This is a genomic window from Streptomyces sp. NBC_00370 (genome assembly GCF_036084755.1).
Taxonomy (GTDB): domain Bacteria; phylum Actinomycetota; class Actinomycetes; order Streptomycetales; family Streptomycetaceae; genus Streptomyces.
In genome coordinates this window covers 312321-331380 of sequence record NZ_CP107968.1, presented here as the reverse complement: position 1 = coordinate 331380, position 19060 = coordinate 312321, and the positions used below count along the sequence as shown (strand labels likewise).

General features: G+C 70.2%; 17 protein-coding genes. 12 read left to right on the top strand and 5 right to left on the bottom strand.

Annotated features, from left to right (window positions below; all coding sequences use genetic code 11):
- Window positions 1–29 precede the first annotated feature (29 nt).
- From OHS57_RS01485 to OHS57_RS01470, 4 genes are all read left to right on the top strand, one after another.
- Entirely contained in the window at window positions 30–587 is a 558-nt protein-coding gene (locus tag OHS57_RS01485; RefSeq protein ID WP_328580665.1) for a DinB family protein, read from the top strand.
- Window positions 588–743: 156 nt separating this feature from the next.
- Window positions 744–1904 (top strand): Gfo/Idh/MocA family protein, encoded by a 1161-nt coding sequence (locus tag OHS57_RS01480; RefSeq protein WP_328584986.1) that lies wholly within the window; start codon window positions 744–746, stop codon window positions 1902–1904.
- Complete coding sequence (locus OHS57_RS01475) at window positions 1901–2812, top strand: PmoA family protein (RefSeq protein ID WP_328580664.1); 912 nt, start codon at window positions 1901–1903, stop codon at window positions 2810–2812. The genes OHS57_RS01480 and OHS57_RS01475 overlap by 4 nt, the downstream gene beginning before the upstream one ends.
- Entirely contained in the window at window positions 2806–3516 is a 711-nt protein-coding gene (locus OHS57_RS01470; RefSeq protein ID WP_041999678.1) for a cupin domain-containing protein, read from the top strand. Before OHS57_RS01475 ends, OHS57_RS01470 begins: the two co-directional genes overlap by 7 nt.
- A gap of 82 nt (window positions 3517–3598) precedes the next feature.
- Here the strand turns inward: OHS57_RS01470 and OHS57_RS01465 are convergent, their stop codons facing one another.
- From OHS57_RS01465 to OHS57_RS01445, 5 genes are read right to left on the bottom strand one after another with little or no spacing between them, the layout of a single operon-like run.
- A complete protein-coding gene (locus OHS57_RS01465) occupies window positions 3599–4669 on the bottom strand; it encodes an ABC transporter ATP-binding protein (protein WP_328580663.1) in 1071 nt (356 codons plus the stop codon).
- Window positions 4666–5766 carry an ABC transporter ATP-binding protein gene (locus OHS57_RS01460; RefSeq protein ID WP_328580662.1) on the bottom strand — a complete coding sequence of 367 codons (1101 nt, stop codon included), beginning with the start codon at window positions 5764–5766 and terminating at the stop codon, window positions 4666–4668. Before OHS57_RS01460 ends, OHS57_RS01465 begins: the two co-directional genes overlap by 4 nt.
- Window positions 5767–5800: 34 nt before the next feature.
- Window positions 5801–6691: an ABC transporter permease gene (locus tag OHS57_RS01455; RefSeq protein ID WP_328580661.1), complete on the bottom strand. Its 891-nt coding sequence runs from the start codon at window positions 6689–6691 to the stop codon at window positions 5801–5803.
- A gap of 45 nt (window positions 6692–6736) precedes the next feature.
- Entirely contained in the window at window positions 6737–7813 is a 1077-nt protein-coding gene (locus OHS57_RS01450) for an ABC transporter permease (RefSeq protein WP_328580660.1), read from the bottom strand.
- A complete protein-coding gene (locus OHS57_RS01445; protein WP_328580659.1) occupies window positions 7810–9438 on the bottom strand; it encodes an ABC transporter substrate-binding protein in 1629 nt (542 codons plus the stop codon). Before OHS57_RS01445 ends, OHS57_RS01450 begins: the two co-directional genes overlap by 4 nt.
- Before the next feature lie 186 nt (window positions 9439–9624).
- Here OHS57_RS01445 and OHS57_RS01440 point away from each other — a divergent pair, with 186 nt between their 5' ends.
- From OHS57_RS01440 to OHS57_RS01405, 8 genes are all read left to right on the top strand, one after another.
- Complete coding sequence (locus OHS57_RS01440) at window positions 9625–10623, top strand: LacI family DNA-binding transcriptional regulator (protein WP_078864092.1); 999 nt, start codon at window positions 9625–9627, stop codon at window positions 10621–10623.
- On the top strand, window positions 10616–13675 hold the full coding sequence (locus OHS57_RS01435; protein WP_328580658.1) for an alpha-mannosidase: 3060 nt from the start codon (window positions 10616–10618) through the stop codon (window positions 13673–13675). The genes OHS57_RS01440 and OHS57_RS01435 overlap by 8 nt, the downstream gene beginning before the upstream one ends.
- A 1-nt stretch (window position 13676) precedes the next feature.
- Window positions 13677–15278 carry a hypothetical protein gene (locus OHS57_RS01430; RefSeq protein WP_328580657.1) on the top strand — a complete coding sequence of 534 codons (1602 nt, stop codon included), beginning with the start codon at window positions 13677–13679 and terminating at the stop codon, window positions 15276–15278.
- A gap of 86 nt (window positions 15279–15364) precedes the next feature.
- Window positions 15365–16465, top strand: coding sequence for a glycoside hydrolase family 76 protein (locus OHS57_RS01425; protein WP_052457474.1), 1101 nt, complete (start codon window positions 15365–15367; stop codon window positions 16463–16465).
- Between the two features lie 182 nt (window positions 16466–16647).
- Window positions 16648–17112, top strand: a complete 465-nt coding sequence (locus OHS57_RS01420) for a hypothetical protein (protein ID WP_328580656.1) — start codon at window positions 16648–16650, stop codon at window positions 17110–17112.
- A 213-nt stretch (window positions 17113–17325) separates the two neighbouring features.
- Window positions 17326–18138 (top strand): tetratricopeptide repeat protein, encoded by an 813-nt coding sequence (locus OHS57_RS01415; RefSeq protein ID WP_041999696.1) that lies wholly within the window; start codon window positions 17326–17328, stop codon window positions 18136–18138.
- A gap of 127 nt (window positions 18139–18265) precedes the next feature.
- Window positions 18266–18457 carry a hypothetical protein gene (locus OHS57_RS01410; RefSeq protein ID WP_328580655.1) on the top strand — a complete coding sequence of 64 codons (192 nt, stop codon included), beginning with the start codon at window positions 18266–18268 and terminating at the stop codon, window positions 18455–18457.
- Window positions 18458–18644: 187 nt separating this feature from the next.
- Window positions 18645–19031 carry a carboxylesterase family protein gene (locus OHS57_RS01405; protein WP_328584985.1) on the top strand — a complete coding sequence of 129 codons (387 nt, stop codon included), beginning with the start codon at window positions 18645–18647 and terminating at the stop codon, window positions 19029–19031.
- The last annotated feature ends 29 nt before the right edge of the window (window positions 19032–19060 follow it).

The window sequence follows — 19060 nt, the reverse complement described above, 5'->3', positions numbered from 1 at the left end:
CAGGTCTACGTTGTATGTACTGTGCGGAGATGACAAGGAGCGAGCGAATCGCGGACCAGCTGGACCGGCACTGGCACAAGAACCTGCGGCCGCGGCTGCAGGGTCTTGCCGATGAGGAGTACTTCTGGGAGCCGGTGCGTGGCTGCTGGAGCATCCGCCCACGTGGCACGTCGGCCGCGCCGATGTCGGCAGGTTCGGGGGAATGGACGATGGACACCGCGTCCCCTGACCCGGTCCCGTCGCCGGTGACCACGATTGCCTGGCGGCTGGCGCACATCGTCGTCTCCTGTCTGGGTTATCGGGTCGGATGGCACTTCGGCGGCCAGGACGTCGACTTCCGGACATTTGCCTACGCGGGGACCGCTGACGAGGCGCTCGAACAGCTCGACGAGATGTACGGGAGATGGAACGCGGGGGTCCGCGAACTCTCGGACGCCGACCTGGACAATCCGCCCACGGTGGGTCCCGAGCGGTTTCCCGTGGAGGGCATCGTCCTGCACGTCAACAGGGAACTGATCCATCACGGCGCCGAGATTTCTCTGCTGCGCGACCTCTACCGCTGGCAGGACCGCGCCGTACAGCGCTGAGAGGTGGGCGGCCGGACGGGCGGGTCGACCCCCGGCACCCACTTTCTGGCAACGTTCCCAGGATGGGGCGGCGTCGAGGTTGACAACGTTCTCATACGGCTCGTAGGTTCACGGAGAAAGCGCTTGCTATCACACCGCACCGTGGGGGTGTTCGCTCTGTCCCGCTCTTCAGGACGTCCAGAACCCGTAACCGATTCGCCAGGCTCCGACCGGACGCTGCGCGCTGCCGTCGTGGGCACCGGCGGGATCGCGAGGGGAGCTCACCTGCCCGCCCTCCGGTCCCTCGCCGGGGTGGACGTCGTCGCCGCCGTGGACGTGTCCGAGGAGTCCGTCCGCTCCTTCTGTGCGGAGGGCGGCATCCCGCACCCCTACACGGGGCTCGACCTCATGCTCACCGAGCAGAAACCTGACCTGGTGGTGCTCTGCACTCCGCCCTCGGTGCACCGGGAGCAGACGATCTCCGCCCTGCGGGCCGGCGCGTGGGTGCTGTGCGAGAAGCCACCCTGCCCTTCCCTGGAGGACTTCGACGCGATGCGCGCCGAGGAGGGCGACGACGGTCCCTACGCGGCCATCGTGTTCCAGCACCGGCTGGGCTCCGGTCCACGCCATGTGCGGCGTCTCTTGCGGGACGGGGCGCTGGGCCGCCCGCTGGTGGCGCACTGTCAGACCACCTGGTACCGCGACGCCGCGTACTTCGCCGCGCCCTGGCGCGGGCAGTGGGAGACCGAGGGGGGCGGGCCCACCATGGGGCACGGTATCCATCAGATGGACCTGTTGCTCGACCTGCTCGGCCCGTGGGACGAAGTCAAGGCGATGGCGGGCCGGCTGGTCCACGACGTGCGCACCGAAGACGTCTCGACCGCTCTTGTCCGCTTCGAGAACGGCGCGCTCGGCACTGTCGTGAACAGCGTCCTGAGCCCCGACGAGGTCAGCCGCATCAGGATCGACTGCGAATACGCGACGGTGGAGGTCACCCACCTGTACGGCCACTCCAACGCCGACTGGCACATCAGCCCCGCCCCCGGAGTCCCCGAGGAGACGGCCGCCGCGTGGCGGGACTTCGGCGCCGACGAGCCCAGCTCGCACCTGGCCCAGGTACGTTCCTTCGTCGACGACCTGCGCGCGGGCAGGCGTCCCGGCACGAGCGGGGCGGGCGGCAGGACCACGCTCGAACTTGTCTCGGCCCTCTACAAGTCGGCGTTCACCGACGCCACGGTCCACGCGGGCGAGATCGGGCCGGGCGACGACTTCTACCCGGTCCTGCACGGAGGCACCCCCGGCTGGGCACCCATGAATGATCTGGAGGGCACCGCGTGAAACTGACTCATCTCCACGGCGAACGCATCGACGTGGCGCACGACGGCACCCGCCTGCTCTCCTACGTCTACGCGCCGGAAGCCGCCTTCGAGGCGCCCAAGCCGTACCTGCATCCCCTCGCCACGCTCTCCGGCGGCGTCGTCACCGACTACCGGCCCAACGATCACCGGTGGCACAAGGGCATCCAGGTGACGGCCTCCCACCTCTCGGGACAGAACCTGTGGGGCGGCAACTCCTACGTGCACGGCGAGGGCTACCTCGAACTGCCCGACCGGGTGGGCTCGATGACCCACGAGGGCTTCGACGACGTGCGTGCGCAGGACGGCCTCGCGGTCATCGCCGAGCGCCTGACCTGGCGTGCGCACGACGGCTCCGCGTGGGCCGACGAGCGGCGCCGCGTCGAAGCAGCCGTCCCGCGGCCGGGCTCGGGCGCCTGGCACCTCACCATCTCCACCGCCGTCACCAATCTCCGCGACGAGCCGTTGCGCTTCGGCAGCCCGACCACCGAAGGCCGCGAACTGGCCGGGTACACAGGCCTGTTCTGGCGCGGGCCGCGCGCTTTCCGCGACGGCCGGGTGCTGACCGCCGACGCCGAAGGCGCTGAGGTCATGGGCACGCAGTCGCCGTGGCTCGCGTTCAGGGGTGAGTTCGACGGTGTCGACGGGCACGCGACCGTAGTCTTCGCCCACGCCCCCGAGAACGATCACACCGGTGAGCACGGCGCGCATCCCGCGCACTGGTTCGTCCGCAACGACCCCTTCGCGGCCGTCGCCCCCTCCTGGGCCTTCTACGAAGAACTGGTCCTGGTGCCCGGCGACACGCTCGTCCGGCGCTACCGCGTCGTCGTCGCGGACGGCCAGTGGGAACGCGGAGACATCGCCTCCTATCTCGCGAAGCAGACATGGTGAGCTTCGACGGCCTGCCGGGCGCCGTCGGCGTCTCCCATCTCTCCGTCTACGACTGGGAGGCGGCGGACGGCCACTGCGGCGGCAGCCCTCATCTGCATCTGGTCTGCACCGAGGGGTACGTGGTGGAGTCGGGTCGGGGCGCCGTGCAGACGATCACGAGCCGCGGTTTCACCTCGACGCCACTGGCGGCCGGGTCCGTGGTCTGGTTCACGCCGGGCACGATCCACCGACTCGTCGACGAGGACGAGCTACGCATCACGGTCCTGATGCAGAACAACGGTCTTCCGGAGGCGGGCGACGCGGTTCTCACCTTGCCGCCCGCCCACCTCGATCCGCGCACGTACGCCGCGGCCGTCGCCCTGCCCGCCGAGGAGACGGAGGCGGCCGCGCGGCGCCGCCGTGACTTGGCTGTCGAGGGTTTCGCCGTTCTGCGCGCCGCCGCCGAGGCGGGGGAGCCTGGACCGTTGCGCGCCTTCCACAAGGCCGCGGCCGCCTTGGTCCTGCCGCGGCTCGCGGACTGGCGCGAGCGTTGGGAACGCGGCGCGCTGCGGGCCGTCAGGGCGACGGGCGCACAGCTCGACCACTTGGCCGCAGGTGATGTGAGCCATCTCGCCGAGGCCGCCGTGCACGCGCGGACCCCCGCCGTACGCGGCAAGTACGGCATGTGTGGCCGACTGGACACCTACGACCTGCCGGGCGCCTGAGCCTCCGGTCCACCGATCCTCGACGGCCGGCCGCGGCCGGGTACCACGGACCCCGTGGTGCCCGGCCGCGGCCGGCCGTTCGTCAGCCGGCCGCGACCTGCGGCCGGCCCGTTTCCAAGCCCTTGAGCGGCGCGGCCAGTTCCGCGCCGCGGCCCTTGTCGTGCAGCCAGCAGTGCGCCCAGTGGCCGCCGCCCAGGTCGGTGCGCGGCGGGAACGAGGTGCGGCACTCGTCCATCGCGAAGGGGCAGCGTGGATGGAATCGGCAACCGGCGGGCGGGTCCGTCAGGTTCGGAGGCTCGCCCGCCGTCTCGCCCTCGTCGAACGCGGTGGCCCGGTTCACGGTGATGCGCCGGGCCGGATCGGGGGATGCCTCGACCAGCATCCGGGTGTAGGGGTGGCGCGGTGTGTTGATCACCGCGTCCTTGGGGCCGCCCTCGACCATCTGCCCCGCGTACATGACCTGCACGTCGTCGCACAGGTAACGGGCGGAGGCGATGTCGTGCGTGATGTACAGCAGGGCGAGGCCCCGTTCGTCACGGAGCTTGCCGAGGAGGTTGAGCATGTCCAGGCGGATCGATACGTCGAGCATGGAGATCGGCTCGTCGCCCAGCAGCACCGAGGGCCGCACCGCGAGCGCGCGGGCGATGACCACGCGCTGGCGCTGACCGCCCGACAGGGAGTGCGGGAGCTTGGACAGGTAATCCTGGGCCGGCGTGAGACCCACCTGTTCCAACAGCTCCGCCGCGAGCGAGCGGGCCTGCGCCTTGGTTCTGGCGTGCCGGTGGATGAGCAGCGGGCGCTGGAGCGTGTAGCCGATCGTGTGGCCCGGGTGCAGGGAGCCGAAGGGGTCCTGGAAGATGAGCTGGACCTGTCGGTGGTAGTCGCGGCCCGGCGCGCGCCGGGTGGCGACCGGCTCGCCGTTCAGCTCGATCGTGCCGGACGTGGTCGCGTACATCCTCGCCAGCAGCCGGGCCACGGTCGTCTTTCCCGAGCCCGACTCTCCGACCAGAGCGACGATGCGGCCGGGGCGCAGCGTGACGTCCACGTGCTCGACGGCGTGCACGCGCGCGCCGCCCGGCATTTCGAAATGCTTCGTGACGTCGATGGCCCGCAGGACCGGGGCCTCCTCGGTCGCTGTCCGTTCCGTGCTCATCGGGTGGTCTCCTCGGCTGCCTGGTCGGGGGAGGGCGGCTCGTGCCCCGGCTGCGTTGTGCCCTCGGCCTCGGGGAGGTGGCAGGCCGTGACGCGGCTGCCGCGCAGGACGGGCAGCGGGCGCTCCGTGCGGCATCGGTCGAAGGTGTGGGCGCAGCGTGGCGCGAACGCGCAGCCGTCCGGGAGCTGCTTGAGGTCCGGTGGTGTACCGGGAATCCCGTGCAGCACCTGAAGAGGGGCGTGCAGGGGAGGGAAGGAGTCGCGCAGGCCCTGGGTGTAGGGGTGTTCGGGGCTGAGGTAGAGGCTCGTGGCCGCTCCCGTCTCGACGATGCGCCCGGCGTACATGATGGCGATACGGTCGGCGACCTCGAGCAGCAGCGACAGGTCGTGGGTCACGAGGACCACGGCGAACCCGATCCGGTCCCGCAGGCGCAGTATCTGGCCCATGATCTGACGCTGCATCACGACGTCCACGGCGGTGGTCGGTTCGTCCATGATGACGAGGGACGGCTCGCAGGCGAGAGCCAGAGCGATGGAGGCGCGCTGGCGCATCCCGCCGGACAGCTCGTGCGGATAGGCGCGGGCCCGGTCGGGGGTGATGCCGACCATGCTGAGCAGTTCGGTGATCCGCGCGTCCAGTTCATCGCGCTTTATGCCCTTTCGATGCTCGCGCAGGACGTCCGCGAACTGCGCGTGGAGGCGCATCACGGGGTTGAGCGCGTCCATCGCGGACTGAAGGACGACGGCGATGTCGTCCCAGCGCAGCCGCCGCAGCTCGCGTTCCGAGAGCGACAGCAGGTCGACGGCGGCGCCGTCGGCGCCGTGCAGCAGCATCCGGCCCGCCGTGGTCGTTGCGGGTGGGCGCTGCAGTCTGGCGAGGGCGGTGATCAGGGTGGACTTGCCGGACCCGGACTCACCGGCGATCCCGAAGATCTCGCCCCTGCCCAGCGTGAAGTCGATGTCGGTGCAGGCGCGGACGTCCGTCTCGGGGCCGCCCGGTCCCAGGTAGTCGACGCACAGCCCACGGACGTCGAGGAGGGGCTCGGCGGCCGAGGGGCCGGGCGCCGGAGACGGCGGGTGATCGGTGGTCGCGGTCATGAGTGGAACTCCTTCGCACCCGCGGCGGTCGGTTTCACGAGCTCACCGCGGTCGGGGCGGGGACCCGGGAGGCGGCACGGCGGGAGGTGTGCCTGCCGGCGGCGAGCCGTGGGTTGGCGATCTCGTCGATGCCGAAGTTGATGAGCCCGGTCGAGGTCCCCAGGGCCGCGATGCAGAAACCGGGCGGCAGGAACCACCACCACTGCCCGTTGAGGATCGCGTTCTGCTCCTGCGCGCTCTGGATCATCGTGCCCCAGGAGGGATTGCCCGGGTCCGAGACGCCGAGGAAGGCGAGACCGGCTTCGGCCAGGACACCACCGATGATCGCGTGCAGGAACATGGCGAAGACCCAGCCGGAGAGCAGCGGGAAGACTTCGACGAAGACCAGGCGCAGTCTGCTCTCGCCCAGCATTCGGGCCGCCTGGGTGAAGTCGCGGTTGCGCAGGCTCATCGTCTGGGCCCGCAGGGTCCGCGCACCGCCGGCCCAGCCGAAGACACCGATGATCACGGCGATGCTGAGGGCACTGATGTTCTCGACGTAGCCGGCCACCACCAGGGTGAGCGCGAAGACGGGCATGACGATGAAGAGATTGGTGACGAAGTTGAGCACGGTGTCGGTCCAGCCGCCGAAGAACCCGGCGGTGACGCCGAAGACGATCGCCAGCGCGGTGCCGATGACCGCGGAGACGAGCCCCACCAGCAGGGAGCCCCGGGCGCCCGCGATGACCTCGGCGAGCACGTCCTGGCCGGACGCGGTGGTGCCCAGCGGATGGGCGCCGCTCGGCGGTTTGCTGACGGCCAGGTAGTTGAGGGCGGTGGGGCTGCGCCCGAGCACCGCGTCGTTGATCCACGGGCCGAACAGTGCCGCGAGCACACAGAGGGCGAAGATGACCAGGCCGACCTGGACCTTGCGGTTGCGGAGCATTCTCGTACGGGAGCGCATGGCTGTCTTTCTTCTCCTCGGCCGCGGTCAGCCTTGGCCGCGGGTGCGCGGGTCGAGCAGGACGTACACGCTGTCGGCGACGAAGTTCGCGATGAGCACGGCGAGCGTGGTGAACAGCAGGATTCCCTGCATCAGTGGCAGGTCGCGGTTGCTGACCGCGCCGGCCAGCAGGCTGCCCATGCCGGGGTAGCCGAAGACCGTCTCGGTGACCACCGCACCACCGATCACCGAGCCGATGGCGAGGGCGAAGCTGGTGAAGGTCGGCAGCAGGGCGTTGCGGGCCGAGTACCGGAACAACACCCGGGACCTGGACAGGCCCTTGGCGCGCCCCAGGAGCACGTAGTCCTCGCTGGTGGTGGTGAGCGTCATGTTCCGCATCCCCAGCAGCCAGCCGCCGAAGCCCGAGAAGACCATGGTCAGGGCAGGAAGCAGCCCGTAGTGCAGCGTCGAAAGCCAGTAGGCCGGCGAGCCGTGCGCGGTGTTCGGATCGGCGCCGCCCGACAGCGGGAACCAGCGCAGCTGGAAGGCGAAGTACCAGAGTGCGAAGAGCGCCACCCAGAAGTACGGGACGGAGCTGAAGAAGGTGCTCAGCGGGCTCAGGATGCTGTCCATCCTGCTTCCCGAGCGCCAGCCGCACAGGGCGCCGAGCAGGGTGCCGAGGAGGAACGCCAGCACGGTGGAGGCGCCGACCAGGAGGAGGGTCCAGGGCAGTGCCGAGCCGATGAGCTGGGAGACGGGTGTCGGGAAGTTGGTGAGCGAGAGGCCGAGGTTGCCGTGGGCGAGTTCGGAGAGGTAGTGGCCGTACTGGACCGGCAGGCTGGAGTCCTTCTCGCCGAACAGTTCGCTGATGGCGGCGACGGTCTCCGGCGGAACGGTTCCGCCGTTCTTCTGCTGCATCTGCTGGACGATGGCGCCGGTCGCGTCGCCCGTCATCAGGCGTGGCAGCAGGAAGTTGAGCGTGATCGCCGACCAGGCCGCGATGAGATAGAAGCCGAGCCGCTTGCCCAGCTCCCTGAAGCGGGCGGTATGCCGCCGGCCGCGGGCGGTGGGTGCCGCCGCGGGTGCGGGCGCCGCCGCAGGTGCGGGCGCGGTATGCGTCGTCATGCCTGGACCGCCTTCAGGGAGTGCAGCAAAGTGGCCGCGGCCGGGGCCGAGTTGACTCCGAGTACGCTGTCGCCGCCCTTGTTGGCAGGCCAGTGCGTCCAGAAGGCCGAGGTGCGCGCCGCCCAGTTGCAGGACCAGACGAGCGGAATGAGTGGCAGCTGTTCGGCCAGGATCCGCTGGAGCCCGTGCGCGGCGCTCTCGATCTCGGCCGGATCGTTCGTGGCGGCGAGCTTCTTGAGGAGGGCCGCCGTCTCCTCGTCCTGCCATCGGATCATGTTGAAGGTGGTGGCCTTGCCGATCGGCGTGACCGTGTTGGAGTCCATCAGCAGGTGAAAGTGGTTGTAGACGGAGCCGCCGCCCTGGGTGCTGAGGTGGACGTCGAAGTCGCCCTTGTTGACCCGGTCGACGAGGGTGGGGACGTTGACCGCGGACAGCTGCACCTCGACGCCCAGATGGCGCCGCCACTGGTCGGCCAGAGCCGCGCCGAGGATGCTCTGGGTGGGGATGCCGGAGAAGCAGGCGAGCTTGACCGTATGAGTGCCTTTGTCCGGATGGGTCAGTGCGCCTCCGCGCACCGACCAGCCTCCCTTGGCCAGTTCGGCCCGCGCGGCCGCGGCCTGCGGCTTCGGTACTCCGGCGTAGCGGGGCAGCAGTACGGAGCCGAAGACGTTGGAGGCGAGCCCGGCAGCGTTGGCAGGACCCTGGCCGGAGTCGACGAGCTTGGAGACTGTCGTGCGGTCCAGTGCCAGGTTCAGTGCGCGGCGCACGTGCACGTCGCCCCACGGCTGCTTCGCGTGGTTGAACAGGATCGCGGCGAACGAGCCGTTGGGGGAGGGGATGTAGGCGTTGCGTTGTGGGTCGCGGCGGTCGAAGTACTTGGTCCCGCCGGCCCAGGATATGTCCACGAAGTCCAGCTCGTTCGCGAGGATGCGCAGCTTGGCGTTGTCCTCGCCGACGGTGGTGAAGCTGACGCGCTGGGGCGCCATCGAGCCGCCCCAGTAGTCGTCGCGCACCCGCATCACGACCTGCGCGGTGGAAAAGGTGTCGAGGACGCACGGGCCGGTGCCGACCGGCTCCGGGTTGGCCCACGTGGTCACCGGGTGCTGCTCCCACAGCCGTTTGGGCACGATCTTCATGGTGCCCAGCGGAGCGATCTCCTGGTAGGCCGGGTGGTCCCAGATCAGCCGCACACGGTCCGGCCCCGAGCGCTCTGCCCTCTGGTAGGTCACGCCTGCGATATTGGTCTCCGGATGCTTCAGCGGCAGCTCGAAGCTGTACAGAGCGTCCTCGATGGTGAGGGGATGGCCGTCCGAGAACCGGACTCCCTCGCGCAGGGTCAGCTCCAGGGCGTGACCGCCGTCCTGCCAGGTGAAGGATTTCATCAGCCATGGGCGGGCTTCACCGCCTGACATCTCGACGATCCACAGCGGTGGTTCGTACACGAAATTGGCGAGCGAGCCGATCGTGCTGGCCGGCGAGTAGATGTTGAAGTTGCGCACCATGCTCGAATTGCGGTTGGACAGGGCCAAGGTGTGCGACCTGTCGCCTCCGCCGCTGCCCGGCACGCTGCATCCGCTCAGCGTGACCCCCGCCCCCGCCACCGCCCCGCCAGTGGCCAACAGCATGGCCCGTCTTGACAGTTGGGGCACAGGACTTCCCCTCTCCGTTGAGGTTGACATCGTTATCAGAAAGCGTTTTCTGATAACGTTCGCAGGTAACGTAACCAGAGGGAAATCTTCCGTCAACCCTTGGGGCCGGCCAGGAGGCCGCGAGGGGCGGGACGAGGTCCGCAGCGAACACGAGGAGGAACCGTGGGGGACGAGCCCACCATGCGGGACGTGGCCCGCGCCGCGCAGGTCAGTGTCAGCACCGTCTCCCGCGTGATCAACGGCGAGAGATACGTGGGAAGCGCGACCCGTGAGCGGGTCGCCGAAGCCGTCGCGCGCATGGGTTTCCAGCCCAACGCGCTCGCCCGCAACCTGCGCCCCGGCCAGACCTCCTCGACCCTCGCCTTGGTCGTCGAGGACCTGTCCAACCCTTTCTCCGCGGCCATCGCCGACGGAATCGACGAGGTCGCCAGGGCCCGCGGCCACCTCGTGCTGCTCGGCTCCACCAAGCGCGACTTCACACGCGAACGCGACGTCCTGCAGGAGATGGTGCGCCGCCGCGTCGACGGCATTCTCCTTGTCCCCCGGCCCGAGAACCACGCGCAACTGCACGCCGAGATCTCCCGCTGGGCCCCTATGGTCTTCCTCGACCGCGTACCGCGCGGCGTCAAGGCGGATGCCGTCGTCCTCGACAACCGGGGCGGCGCGCGCCGCGCCGCCGCCGACCTCATCGCCCGCGGCCACCGCCGGATCGGCTACCTCGGCGGAGCGTCGAACGTCACCACCGGCGCCCAACGCCTCGCGGGCTACCGCCAGGCCTTGCGTGACAACGGCATCGAACCGGACTCCTCCCTGGTGCGCCTGGACAACCACGACGTGGCCTCGGCCCAGGAGGCCGCTGCCTCACTCCTCGCCGCGCCCGAGCCGCCGACCGCGCTGTTCGCCGACAACAACCGCATGACCGTCGGGGCCGCCACCGCCGTCCACCGCTCCGGCCGGCCCGTCGAGATCACCGGCTTCGACGAGATGGAAATGGCTGAACTGCTGTCCCTGCCTCTCACCCTCGTCACCTACGACGCCGTCGAACTCGGCAGGAGGGCCGCCGCCCTCCTGCTGGACCGGATCGCGGGCGACACCGCGAAACCCCGCCGCGTCACCCTGCCCACGTCCCTCACGCGTTTCGGGAGCCACGACCGTGCATGACCGCCGCGCCTCCACGGAGGCCCGTCTGAGCCGTACCCTGCGCGAGCGCGTCCGCCCTGCCGTACATCCGCTGCGGCTGCCGCTCGACGTCGCCGTGTGGGAGGCCCCCGGCGAGCCCGTACCCGTCGCCGATGCCCTCGGCGCCGACCACACACCGACCTCGGTGGGCGAACCCTGGGGCCGCCCCTGGTCCACCACGTGGTTCCGGCTGCGCGGCACCGTGCCCCCCGCATGGGCGGGGCGGCACGTCGAGATCCACGCGGATCTCGGCTTCGACCGCTCCTCCGTCGGTTTCCAGGCGGAAGGCCTCGCCTACACCGCCGACGGCGCCGCCCTCAAGGGGCTGAATCCCTACTCGGACTGGATACCGGTCGCCGCCCCAGCCCTCGGTGGCGAGGACATCGACCTTCACATCGAAGCCGCGGCCAACCTGTCCGTCATCGGCACTCCCGGCGAAGGCGGCTTCGACTTCCGGCCCAGCCCCGAGGGCGACAGGCTCACTTCCTCCGGTGAACCCCTCTACCGCACCGCCGCCTTCGACCTTGTGGTTGTCGACGACGAGGTGTGGGAACTCGTCCAGGATCTCGAGGTTCTCTCGGAGCTGATGGCCGAACTCGGCGACCGCGACCCGCGCCGCGCCGAAATCCTGCGCGCTGTGGAGCGCTGCCTCGACGCCCTCGACCCCGAACAGGTGGGCCCCACCGCCCCCGCCGCCCGCGCCTGCCTGCGCTCAGTGCTGGCTGCCCCCGCGCACGCCAGCGCCCACCGGCTCAGCGCCGTTGGCCATGCCCATATCGACTCGGCGTGGCTCTGGCCGGTGCGTGAGACGGTCCGCAAGGTCGCGAGGACCTGCGCCAATGTCGTCGATCTCCTCGACAGCGACCCGGACTTCGTCTTCGCCATGAGCCAGGCCCAGCAGTACGCCTGGATCAAGGAGCACCGCCCTGAGGTGTACGCGCGGGTCAAGGAGAAGGTCGCCGAGGGGCGCTTCGTGCCCGTGGGCGGCATGTGGGTGGAGTCCGACAGCAATCTGACCGGCGGTGAGTCACTGGTACGCCAGTTCACCCACGGCAAGCGCTTCTTCCTCGACGAGTTCGGCATCGAACCACGCGAAGTGTGGCTGCCCGACTCCTTCGGCTACAGCGCCGCGCTGCCGCAGATCATGAGGCTCGCGGGCGCCGAGTGGTTCCTGACCCAGAAGATCTCCTGGAACACGGTCAACCGCTTCCCGCACCACACTTTCCGCTGGGAGGGCATCGACGGGACCCGGATGTTCACCCACTTCCCGCCCGCCGACATGTACAACTCCGAGGTCAAGGGCGCCGAGGTGCATCACGCCGCCCGCAACTTCGCCGAACAGGGCGAGGCCCGGCATTCCCTGTTGCCCTACGGACACGGCGACGGCGGTGGCGGCCCCACCCGCGAGATGCTCGCCCGCGTCCGTCGGCTGCGCGACCTGGAGGGCTCGCCCCGCGTCGACTTCGACTCCCCGGCCTCCTTCCACGCCAAGGCGCTCGCCGAGTATCCGCAGCCACCCGTCTGGTCGGGAGAGCTGTACCTGGAGTCCCACCGGGGCACCTACACCTCCCAGGCCCGCACCAAGCAGGGCAACCGGCGCAGCGAACACCTCCTGCGGGAGGCGGAGTTGTGGGCCGCGACCGCTGCCGTGCGCCGCGCCGCGCCGTACCCGTACGAGGCGCTGGACCGGATCTGGAAGACGGTCCTGCTCCAGCAGTTCCACGACATCCTGCCCGGCTCGTCCATCGCATGGGTGCACCGCGAGGCCGAGGAGCAGTACGCCCGCGCCGCAGCGGAGCTGGAGCGGCTGATCGCCGGCTCCCTGAGCGTGCTGACGGAGGACGGCGACCCGGCGACGGAACTCGTCGCCAACGCGTCACCGCACGCCAGAGCGGGGGTGCCCGCCCTGGGCGTCGCCCCCACGGCCGCTGCCACCGGCCCGGTCACCGTGACCTCCGACGACGGCCTTGTGACTCTCGACAACGGCCTGCTGCGCGTACGGGTCGACGGGCGCGGACTTGTCGTCTCCGTCCACGATCACCGGGCCGGGCGCGAGGTCGTGGCGCCCGGAGCACCGGCCAACCTCCTGCAGCTCCACCGTGACACCCCCAACCAGTGGGACGCGTGGGACGTCGACGAGTTCTACCGCAACTCGGTAACCGACCTCACCGACGTCGACGGCCTCACCGTCCATGGTGCCGGTACGGACAGCGCCGAGGTTCGGGTCGAACGCCGCTTCGGCGCCTCGACTGTCGTCCAGACCATCGCGCTGCGCGCCGGCGCCGCGCGCGTCGATTTCACTGCCGAACTCGACTGGCACGAAAGGCAGAAGCTCCTCAAGGCCGCCTTCCCCCTCGACGTCCAGGCCGACCGGTCGGCCGCCGAGATCCAGTTCGGCCACGTGTTCCGGCCCACCCACGCCAACACCACGTGGGACGCCGCCAAGTTCGAGATCTGCGCGCACCGCTGGCTGCACGTGGCCGAGCCCGGCTACGGCATCGCGCTCGTCAATGAGGCCACCTACGGCCATGACGTCACCCGCGACGACCGAGCGGTCGGCAAGGGCGTCGTCACCACCGTCCGGCTCTCGCTGCTGCGGGCACCCCTCTCGCCCGACCCGGAGGCCGACCAGGGCAGGCACGTCCTGCGCTACGCCCTCGCGCCCGGCGCCGACATCGCGGACGCCGTCCGCGAGGGGTACCACGCCAACCTCCCCGAGCGGCGCCTCAGCGGGACGCCCGTCGTGCCCCTGGTTTCCGTCGACCATCCGGCCGTGGTCATCGAGGCCGTCAAACTCGCCGACGACGGCAGCGGTGACGTCGTGGTCCGCCTCTACGAGGCGCTGGGCGGCCGGGCGAGCACACACCTCGACGCCGCCTTCCAGGTCGTCCGTATCGCCGAGACCGACCTGCTGGAACGCCCAGCCGCCGACGGCGCCACGGCCGACGGGGACCGCTTCCCCGTGGAGCTCGGCCCGTTCCAGATCCTCACGCTCCGTCTGTACCGCCCCGACTCCCCGCACGAGGTGAAGTGACATGACAGCGCAGGTGCCCCTGCCCGACTCGGTCCACGTGATGACCCACGACACCGCACCGCGCACGGCGCGCGCCGCGGCAGCAGGGGAGTGGCACACGGGACAGGTCCGTGTACGCGCCTCCCACGACACCGACGGCGGGCTGGCCGTCACCGCCACGGCCGGACCCGACGGCCTCTCCCACATCGCCTTGCGCTGGCGGCTGACGCCGGCCCCCGGCGCCCTGGTCCTCGGCGACGCCTGGGAGCGTGGGTACGGAGACCTCCAGTGGCGCACCCTTCAGCCGGAACGTGCCCTTCCCTGGTACGCCCTCGTCAGCGACGCCCCCGGCGGCTCGACCACGGGGTGGGGGGTGCGCACCCGGGCCGGCGCGCTCTGCTCCTGGACGGTCGACGAGAGCGGTATCACCCTCTGGCTGGACGTCCGCAGCGGCGGCCTCCCGGTCCTGCCCGGGGAGCGCGAATTGCGCGCGGCAACCGTCGTCACCGCCCGGGCGGCCACACCGTACGCCGCACACGCCGCCCTCTGCGCACGCATGAGCCCGGACCCGTTGCTGCCGGCCACCCCCGTCGTCGGCAGCAACAACTGGTATTACGCGTATGGGAGGGACTTCGGCCCCGATGCGGTCCTGCGCGACGCCAGGACCCTCGTCGCCTACGCCGATGGTCACCCCGTACAGCCGTACTGCGTGATCGACGACGGCTGGACCGAGGGGGGCGGCAGCGCACCCGGCGGCCCCTGGGACGTGGGACTGCCCGGCCTCTTCGACGACATGGCGGGCATGGCCGCGTCGATCAAGGCAACCGGAGCCAGGCCAGGACTGTGGTTCCGCCCCCTGCTGTCCCGCACCCCGACCCGCGCGACCCGTCCCGGCGTCATGCGGGACGGCGGCCACCCGCTCGACCCGTCGCTGCCGGCCGCCCTGGAGACCGTGGCCGAGGACATCACCCGCTTCAGGGGCTGGGGTTACGAGCTGATCAAGCACGACTTCTCGACCTACGACGTCTTCGGCCGGTTCGCGGGCGACGCGCCCGCGGTGCTCGCCGAACCCGGCCTCGCCCTGGCCGACCGGGGGCGCACCAGCGCGGAGATCCTGGTCGACCTCTACCGCACCGTCGCCGAGGCGGCGGGAGACACACTGATCATCGGCTGCAACACGATCGGCCATCTCTCGGCCGGACTGGTACAGGTGCAGCGGGCCGGGGACGACACCTCGGGCAAGGACTGGGAGCGGACCCGCCGTATGGGAGTCAACACGCTCGCCTTCCGGCTGGCCCACCACGGAAACCTGTACGCGGTGGATGCCGACTGTGTGCCCTGCACCCCGGCCACCGACTGGGAGCTCAACCGGCAGTTCCTCGACCTCGTCGCCCGCTCCGGAACGGCCCTCTTCGTCTCCGTCGATCCCGCCGCCCGCACCGACCGCACGGATGCCGACCTCGCGGCGGCGGTCCGCCTGGCACTCGACGGCGGCACCCCGGGCGGCGTGGAACCCCTCGACTGGCAGTCGACCACGGCGCCGCGTCACTGGCGCACCGGCGAGGGCGAGGAGCTGGCCTACGACTGGTCGCAGCGCTGGGGCGCCACCCCGCTGCCCGTGTGACCGGCTGCTCCAGGCGCCCCGTGCGGTAACCGCACCGGCGGCCGGCCCGCGGCGCTTCCCCCACCTCATGAAACGAAGGAACTCACATGACGCGCATTCGCTCATTTCCGCTCCTGAGTGTGACAGCCGCCCTGAGCCTGTGTCTCCTGTCCGTACAGCCCGCCGCCGCGCAGCCCGCGGCCGGCGATCACGGGGACCAGCGGCACGCCGACGCGACCGCCGCCGTCAACGGCTTGCTGAGCTGGTACAACACCGGCACAGGGCAGTTCGACACCACCGGCTGGTGGACCAACGCCAACGACCTCCAGGCGGTGCTCGACTACTGGCGGGCCCCGGGGGACACCGGAGGCCACGACTTCAAGAAGCTGGCCGCCGACATCTACACGAAGAACGTCGACAAGTACGACGGCCAGTTCCGCAACGACTACCTCGACGACACCGGATGGTGGGGCCTGGCCTGGCTGCGTGCCTACGACCTCACCAAGGACCCCCGTTACCTGAAGACAGCCATCGCGGACGCCAACCACATGTGGAGCTACCACGACGACGTCTGCGGCGGCGGCATCTGGTGGAACTATCCCCGTCAGTTCAAGAACACCATCACCAACGAGCTGTTCATCGAACTGTCCGCGGGCATCCACAACAGGCTGGCAGGCGACACCACCCACCTCCGGCGAGCCCTGAACGTCTGGCACTGGTTCGAGGACAAGAAGCTCATCAACGGCGACAACCTCGTCAACGACGGCCTCAACACCTCCTGCGTCAATACGGGGTTGACCACGACCTGGACGTACAACCAAGGCGTCGTCCTGGGCGGTCTGGCCGAACTGCACCGGGCCACCGGCGACACCGCCTTCCTGAAGCAGGCCCGCACCATCGCCGACGCCGTGGTCACGTCTCCCGTACTCGCGCCCGGCGGCATCCTGTCGGAACCGAACGACCAGGACGCGGACCCCAACGGCGACCAGCCCTCCTTCAAGGGCGCGTTCATGCGCAACCTCGGCACGCTCAACCGCGCTCTGCCCAACCACCCGTACAACACCTTCATCGACAAGCAGGCCGACTCCCTGAACACCCTTGACCGCAACGGTGACTTCTACGGCTACCACTGGAGTGGCCCCTACGACAGGGCGGACGGGGCCCGCCAGCACAGCGCCATCGACGCCTTGGTCGCGGCGATCCGCTGACGGTTCTCGCGCCGCGCAAGCCGCGGATGGGAGAGCTCGCTGTGACCGACATTCGTCGTGACGAAGGGCTGCGGGACCCCTCCCGCCGCCCGTGACTATGGTCGCCCCCGGCGGCGAGCGGCCAGCTCGTCCGGGTGCGATCCGGGTGCGATCCGGCGAGAGCGATCACAGGGGAGACACGCGTGGCCGGACGGGTGAACGCTGCAGTGGGTCGCGGTGCGAAGCTGGGCATCTACTGGTCGCTCGTCGCGTCGATGATGGCGGTCCCGGTAGGGATAGCGGCAGGTTCCGTGCTGATTCCCCTGATCACTGTTCTGGTCATCATGTTCGTGTGCGTTCTCGGCACCTGGCTGGTGTCGCTCGGCGAGGGCTGGAGGACAGCGGTCCTGGTCATGTCATGGTGCCTGGGGGTGGCCGTGGGTCTGACGCTTGTCGGCTTCGGCATCTGGAGTATCCGCAACTTCAGCCCGTACTGCTTCTCCGGCGGGCAGTTGGAGTGCTTCGAGACCGTCGAAGAGCAGCGCCGACGGGCCAGAGCCAACTCCTTGGCGTGGCTCGTGGGCGGCGGCATGGTCATCCTGCTGGTCCTGGCCGTGCCGGCCGTCACGTTCATGAGGCGCCGCACGGTGTATCGCCGACGCCGGTGAGGGGCCGGGCCGCTTGTACCGGCATGCGGCGGGCGGAAGCGGGCGTGCAGTCGGCCGGCATGAACCACGAACAGGCGGGTCTGCCCGGAATTGTGTGACTGGGCCCTGTAGTTGGCGCCAATCGCCGGTCGCCGTGCTCAGCCGGCGTCGTGGCAAGGCGCATTGGCTGACCCGTCGGCGAACGACATGAGGCCTCCCCATACGCTCCGTGGCATGAATTTCTTCCGATCGCGCGTCAGACCTGCGAAGCCGACTCCTGTGGCTCGGGCCGCGGCTCTGTATCAGTCCGGGCGTTATGCCGAGGCGGAGGCCGAGGCGAGCGCCGTGGCCGGGTCGCGACGGCGTGACGATACGGATGTGCCGCTGGCGCTGAGCATTGTCGCGCTTTCGGTCGGCGCCCAGGGCCGCCATGCCGAGGCTCTTGCCGCGTACGACGAGGCTCTGCCGGTCTTCGGCAGGCTTTTCGGGGCCGGTCACTGGCAGACCCTGAAGTCGCGCTCCGACCGCGCTCAGCAGCTGGCCGCACTCGGCCGGTACGCGGAGTGCGAGGCGGAGTGTGCGGCCGTTGTCCGGGCCGCGACCGGCGGGACGGGTCCGGAGATGCGGCTCGTGGCGGCGGCAGCCGGCAACGGACTGGTCTTCGCCCTCAACGCGCAAGGACGCCACGTGGAGGCCGAGGCGCTGGCCCGTGAGGCGTTGGCCGCGCATCGCGAACCGGACCGGCTGTTCCTGGTCCTGCGGCTCGGACTGGCCCGCAGCCTCAACGGGCAGGCCCGCTACGAGGAAGCTCTCGCCGAGGCTGCGAGCGCCGACGCCCTGCACCGAGGTCTGCCCCCGGAGCAGCGCGGTCAGGAGGTTGGCTCCGTGGAGCTTGTCGTGGCTACCGCCCTCCTGGGGCTGGGTCGCGAGGCCGAAGCCCGCGACCGGGCCGGCAGCGCTCACGATGCCTGCCTGGCCTCCTTCGGTCCTGTCCACCGCCGGACCGTCGAAGCTCGGGCACTGCTCGACCGTCTCGACGGCGTCTGACGCCGCTCGTCCGCCAACTACAGCGCTCAGCCGGGCGCGTGGTCGTACCAGCGGCCGGGGGGACCAATTTCCCGCTTGTTGAACGGCAGTTCAGCGGCATGAGCACGGATATCCCATTCTGGCGTCCATGATGACGCGCGACGCATACGACGACGCCATCGGCGACGACGACGTGGAGTTCGGCCTGACCCGGATCCTGGACGGGATCGAGGTCCTGATCGCTCGACGGACGTGCCCAGTGCACGGGACGCAAATGGTCACCGGGCCCGCCGACCTGGTTCCCGCTGCCGCGCGCCGAGCGCGCGCGCCACGGGCTTGACGTCGCGGCCGAGGTCGGCTGCTCCGACCTCCGGACAGCGGCGGCCTGCCTACGCGACGTACCGATTGATGAGCTCGTCAAATGGTCCGACTACGAACTCGGGTCCGGACCGACGGTCGGCGGAGGCGTACTACCGGTGAGCCCGGAACAGGCTTTCGCCACAGGTCGTCGGCGACTGGGCCTGGGGATGCACGGCCCTCGACCGGGACCGGGCCCTGGACCGGCAAGTGCCGACCTACGCCTACGAGTTCGACGACGAGAAAGCTCCCTGGTTCAGCACCCTCAAGAAACCCAATTTCCCCACCGGGGCCTTCCACGGCAGCGAACTGCAGTACCTCTTCGCCGACGACAGCTCCCCGGTCCGGCCACCCCCGCCCAGCAGCAACTGGCGGTCCAGATGGTGCGCTACTGGGCCCAGTTCGCCTACACGGGCGACCCGAACGGCCACGGCGCGCCGCCCTGGCCCCGATTCGGAAGCGGCCAGCACGTCCAGTCGCTGCAACCGGGGAAGACGGAAACGGCCGATCTCACCCAGGAACACCAGTGTGGCTTCTGGCAGACCATCGGCAGCTGACGGCTGCTCGTCCGCGTGGGGCTCGTCGG

Excerpts from the sequence above, each read along its gene's own strand:
- OHS57_RS01485 (WP_328580665.1), top strand. The coding sequence starts at position 30 with ATGACAAGGAGCGAGCGAATCGCGGACCAGCTGGACCGGCACTGGCAC.
- OHS57_RS01470 (WP_041999678.1), top strand. The coding sequence starts at position 2,806 with ATGGTGAGCTTCGACGGCCTGCCGGGCGCCGTCGGCGTCTCCCATCTC.
- OHS57_RS01465 (WP_328580663.1), bottom strand. The coding sequence starts at position 4,669 with ATGAGCACGGAACGGACAGCGACCGAGGAGGCCCCGGTCCTGCGGGCC.
- OHS57_RS01460 (WP_328580662.1), bottom strand. The coding sequence starts at position 5,766 with ATGACCGCGACCACCGATCACCCGCCGTCTCCGGCGCCCGGCCCCTCG.
- OHS57_RS01455 (WP_328580661.1), bottom strand. The coding sequence starts at position 6,691 with ATGCTCCGCAACCGCAAGGTCCAGGTCGGCCTGGTCATCTTCGCCCTC.
- OHS57_RS01450 (WP_328580660.1), bottom strand. The coding sequence starts at position 7,813 with ATGACGACGCATACCGCGCCCGCACCTGCGGCGGCGCCCGCACCCGCG.
- OHS57_RS01445 (WP_328580659.1), bottom strand. The coding sequence starts at position 9,438 with ATGCTGTTGGCCACTGGCGGGGCGGTGGCGGGGGCGGGGGTCACGCTG.
- OHS57_RS01430 (WP_328580657.1), top strand. The coding sequence starts at position 13,677 with ATGACAGCGCAGGTGCCCCTGCCCGACTCGGTCCACGTGATGACCCAC.
- OHS57_RS01425 (WP_052457474.1), top strand. The coding sequence starts at position 15,365 with ATGACGCGCATTCGCTCATTTCCGCTCCTGAGTGTGACAGCCGCCCTG.
- OHS57_RS01415 (WP_041999696.1), top strand. The coding sequence starts at position 17,326 with ATGAATTTCTTCCGATCGCGCGTCAGACCTGCGAAGCCGACTCCTGTG.
- OHS57_RS01410 (WP_328580655.1), top strand. The coding sequence starts at position 18,266 with ATGATGACGCGCGACGCATACGACGACGCCATCGGCGACGACGACGTG.
- OHS57_RS01405 (WP_328584985.1), top strand. The coding sequence starts at position 18,645 with ATGCACGGCCCTCGACCGGGACCGGGCCCTGGACCGGCAAGTGCCGAC.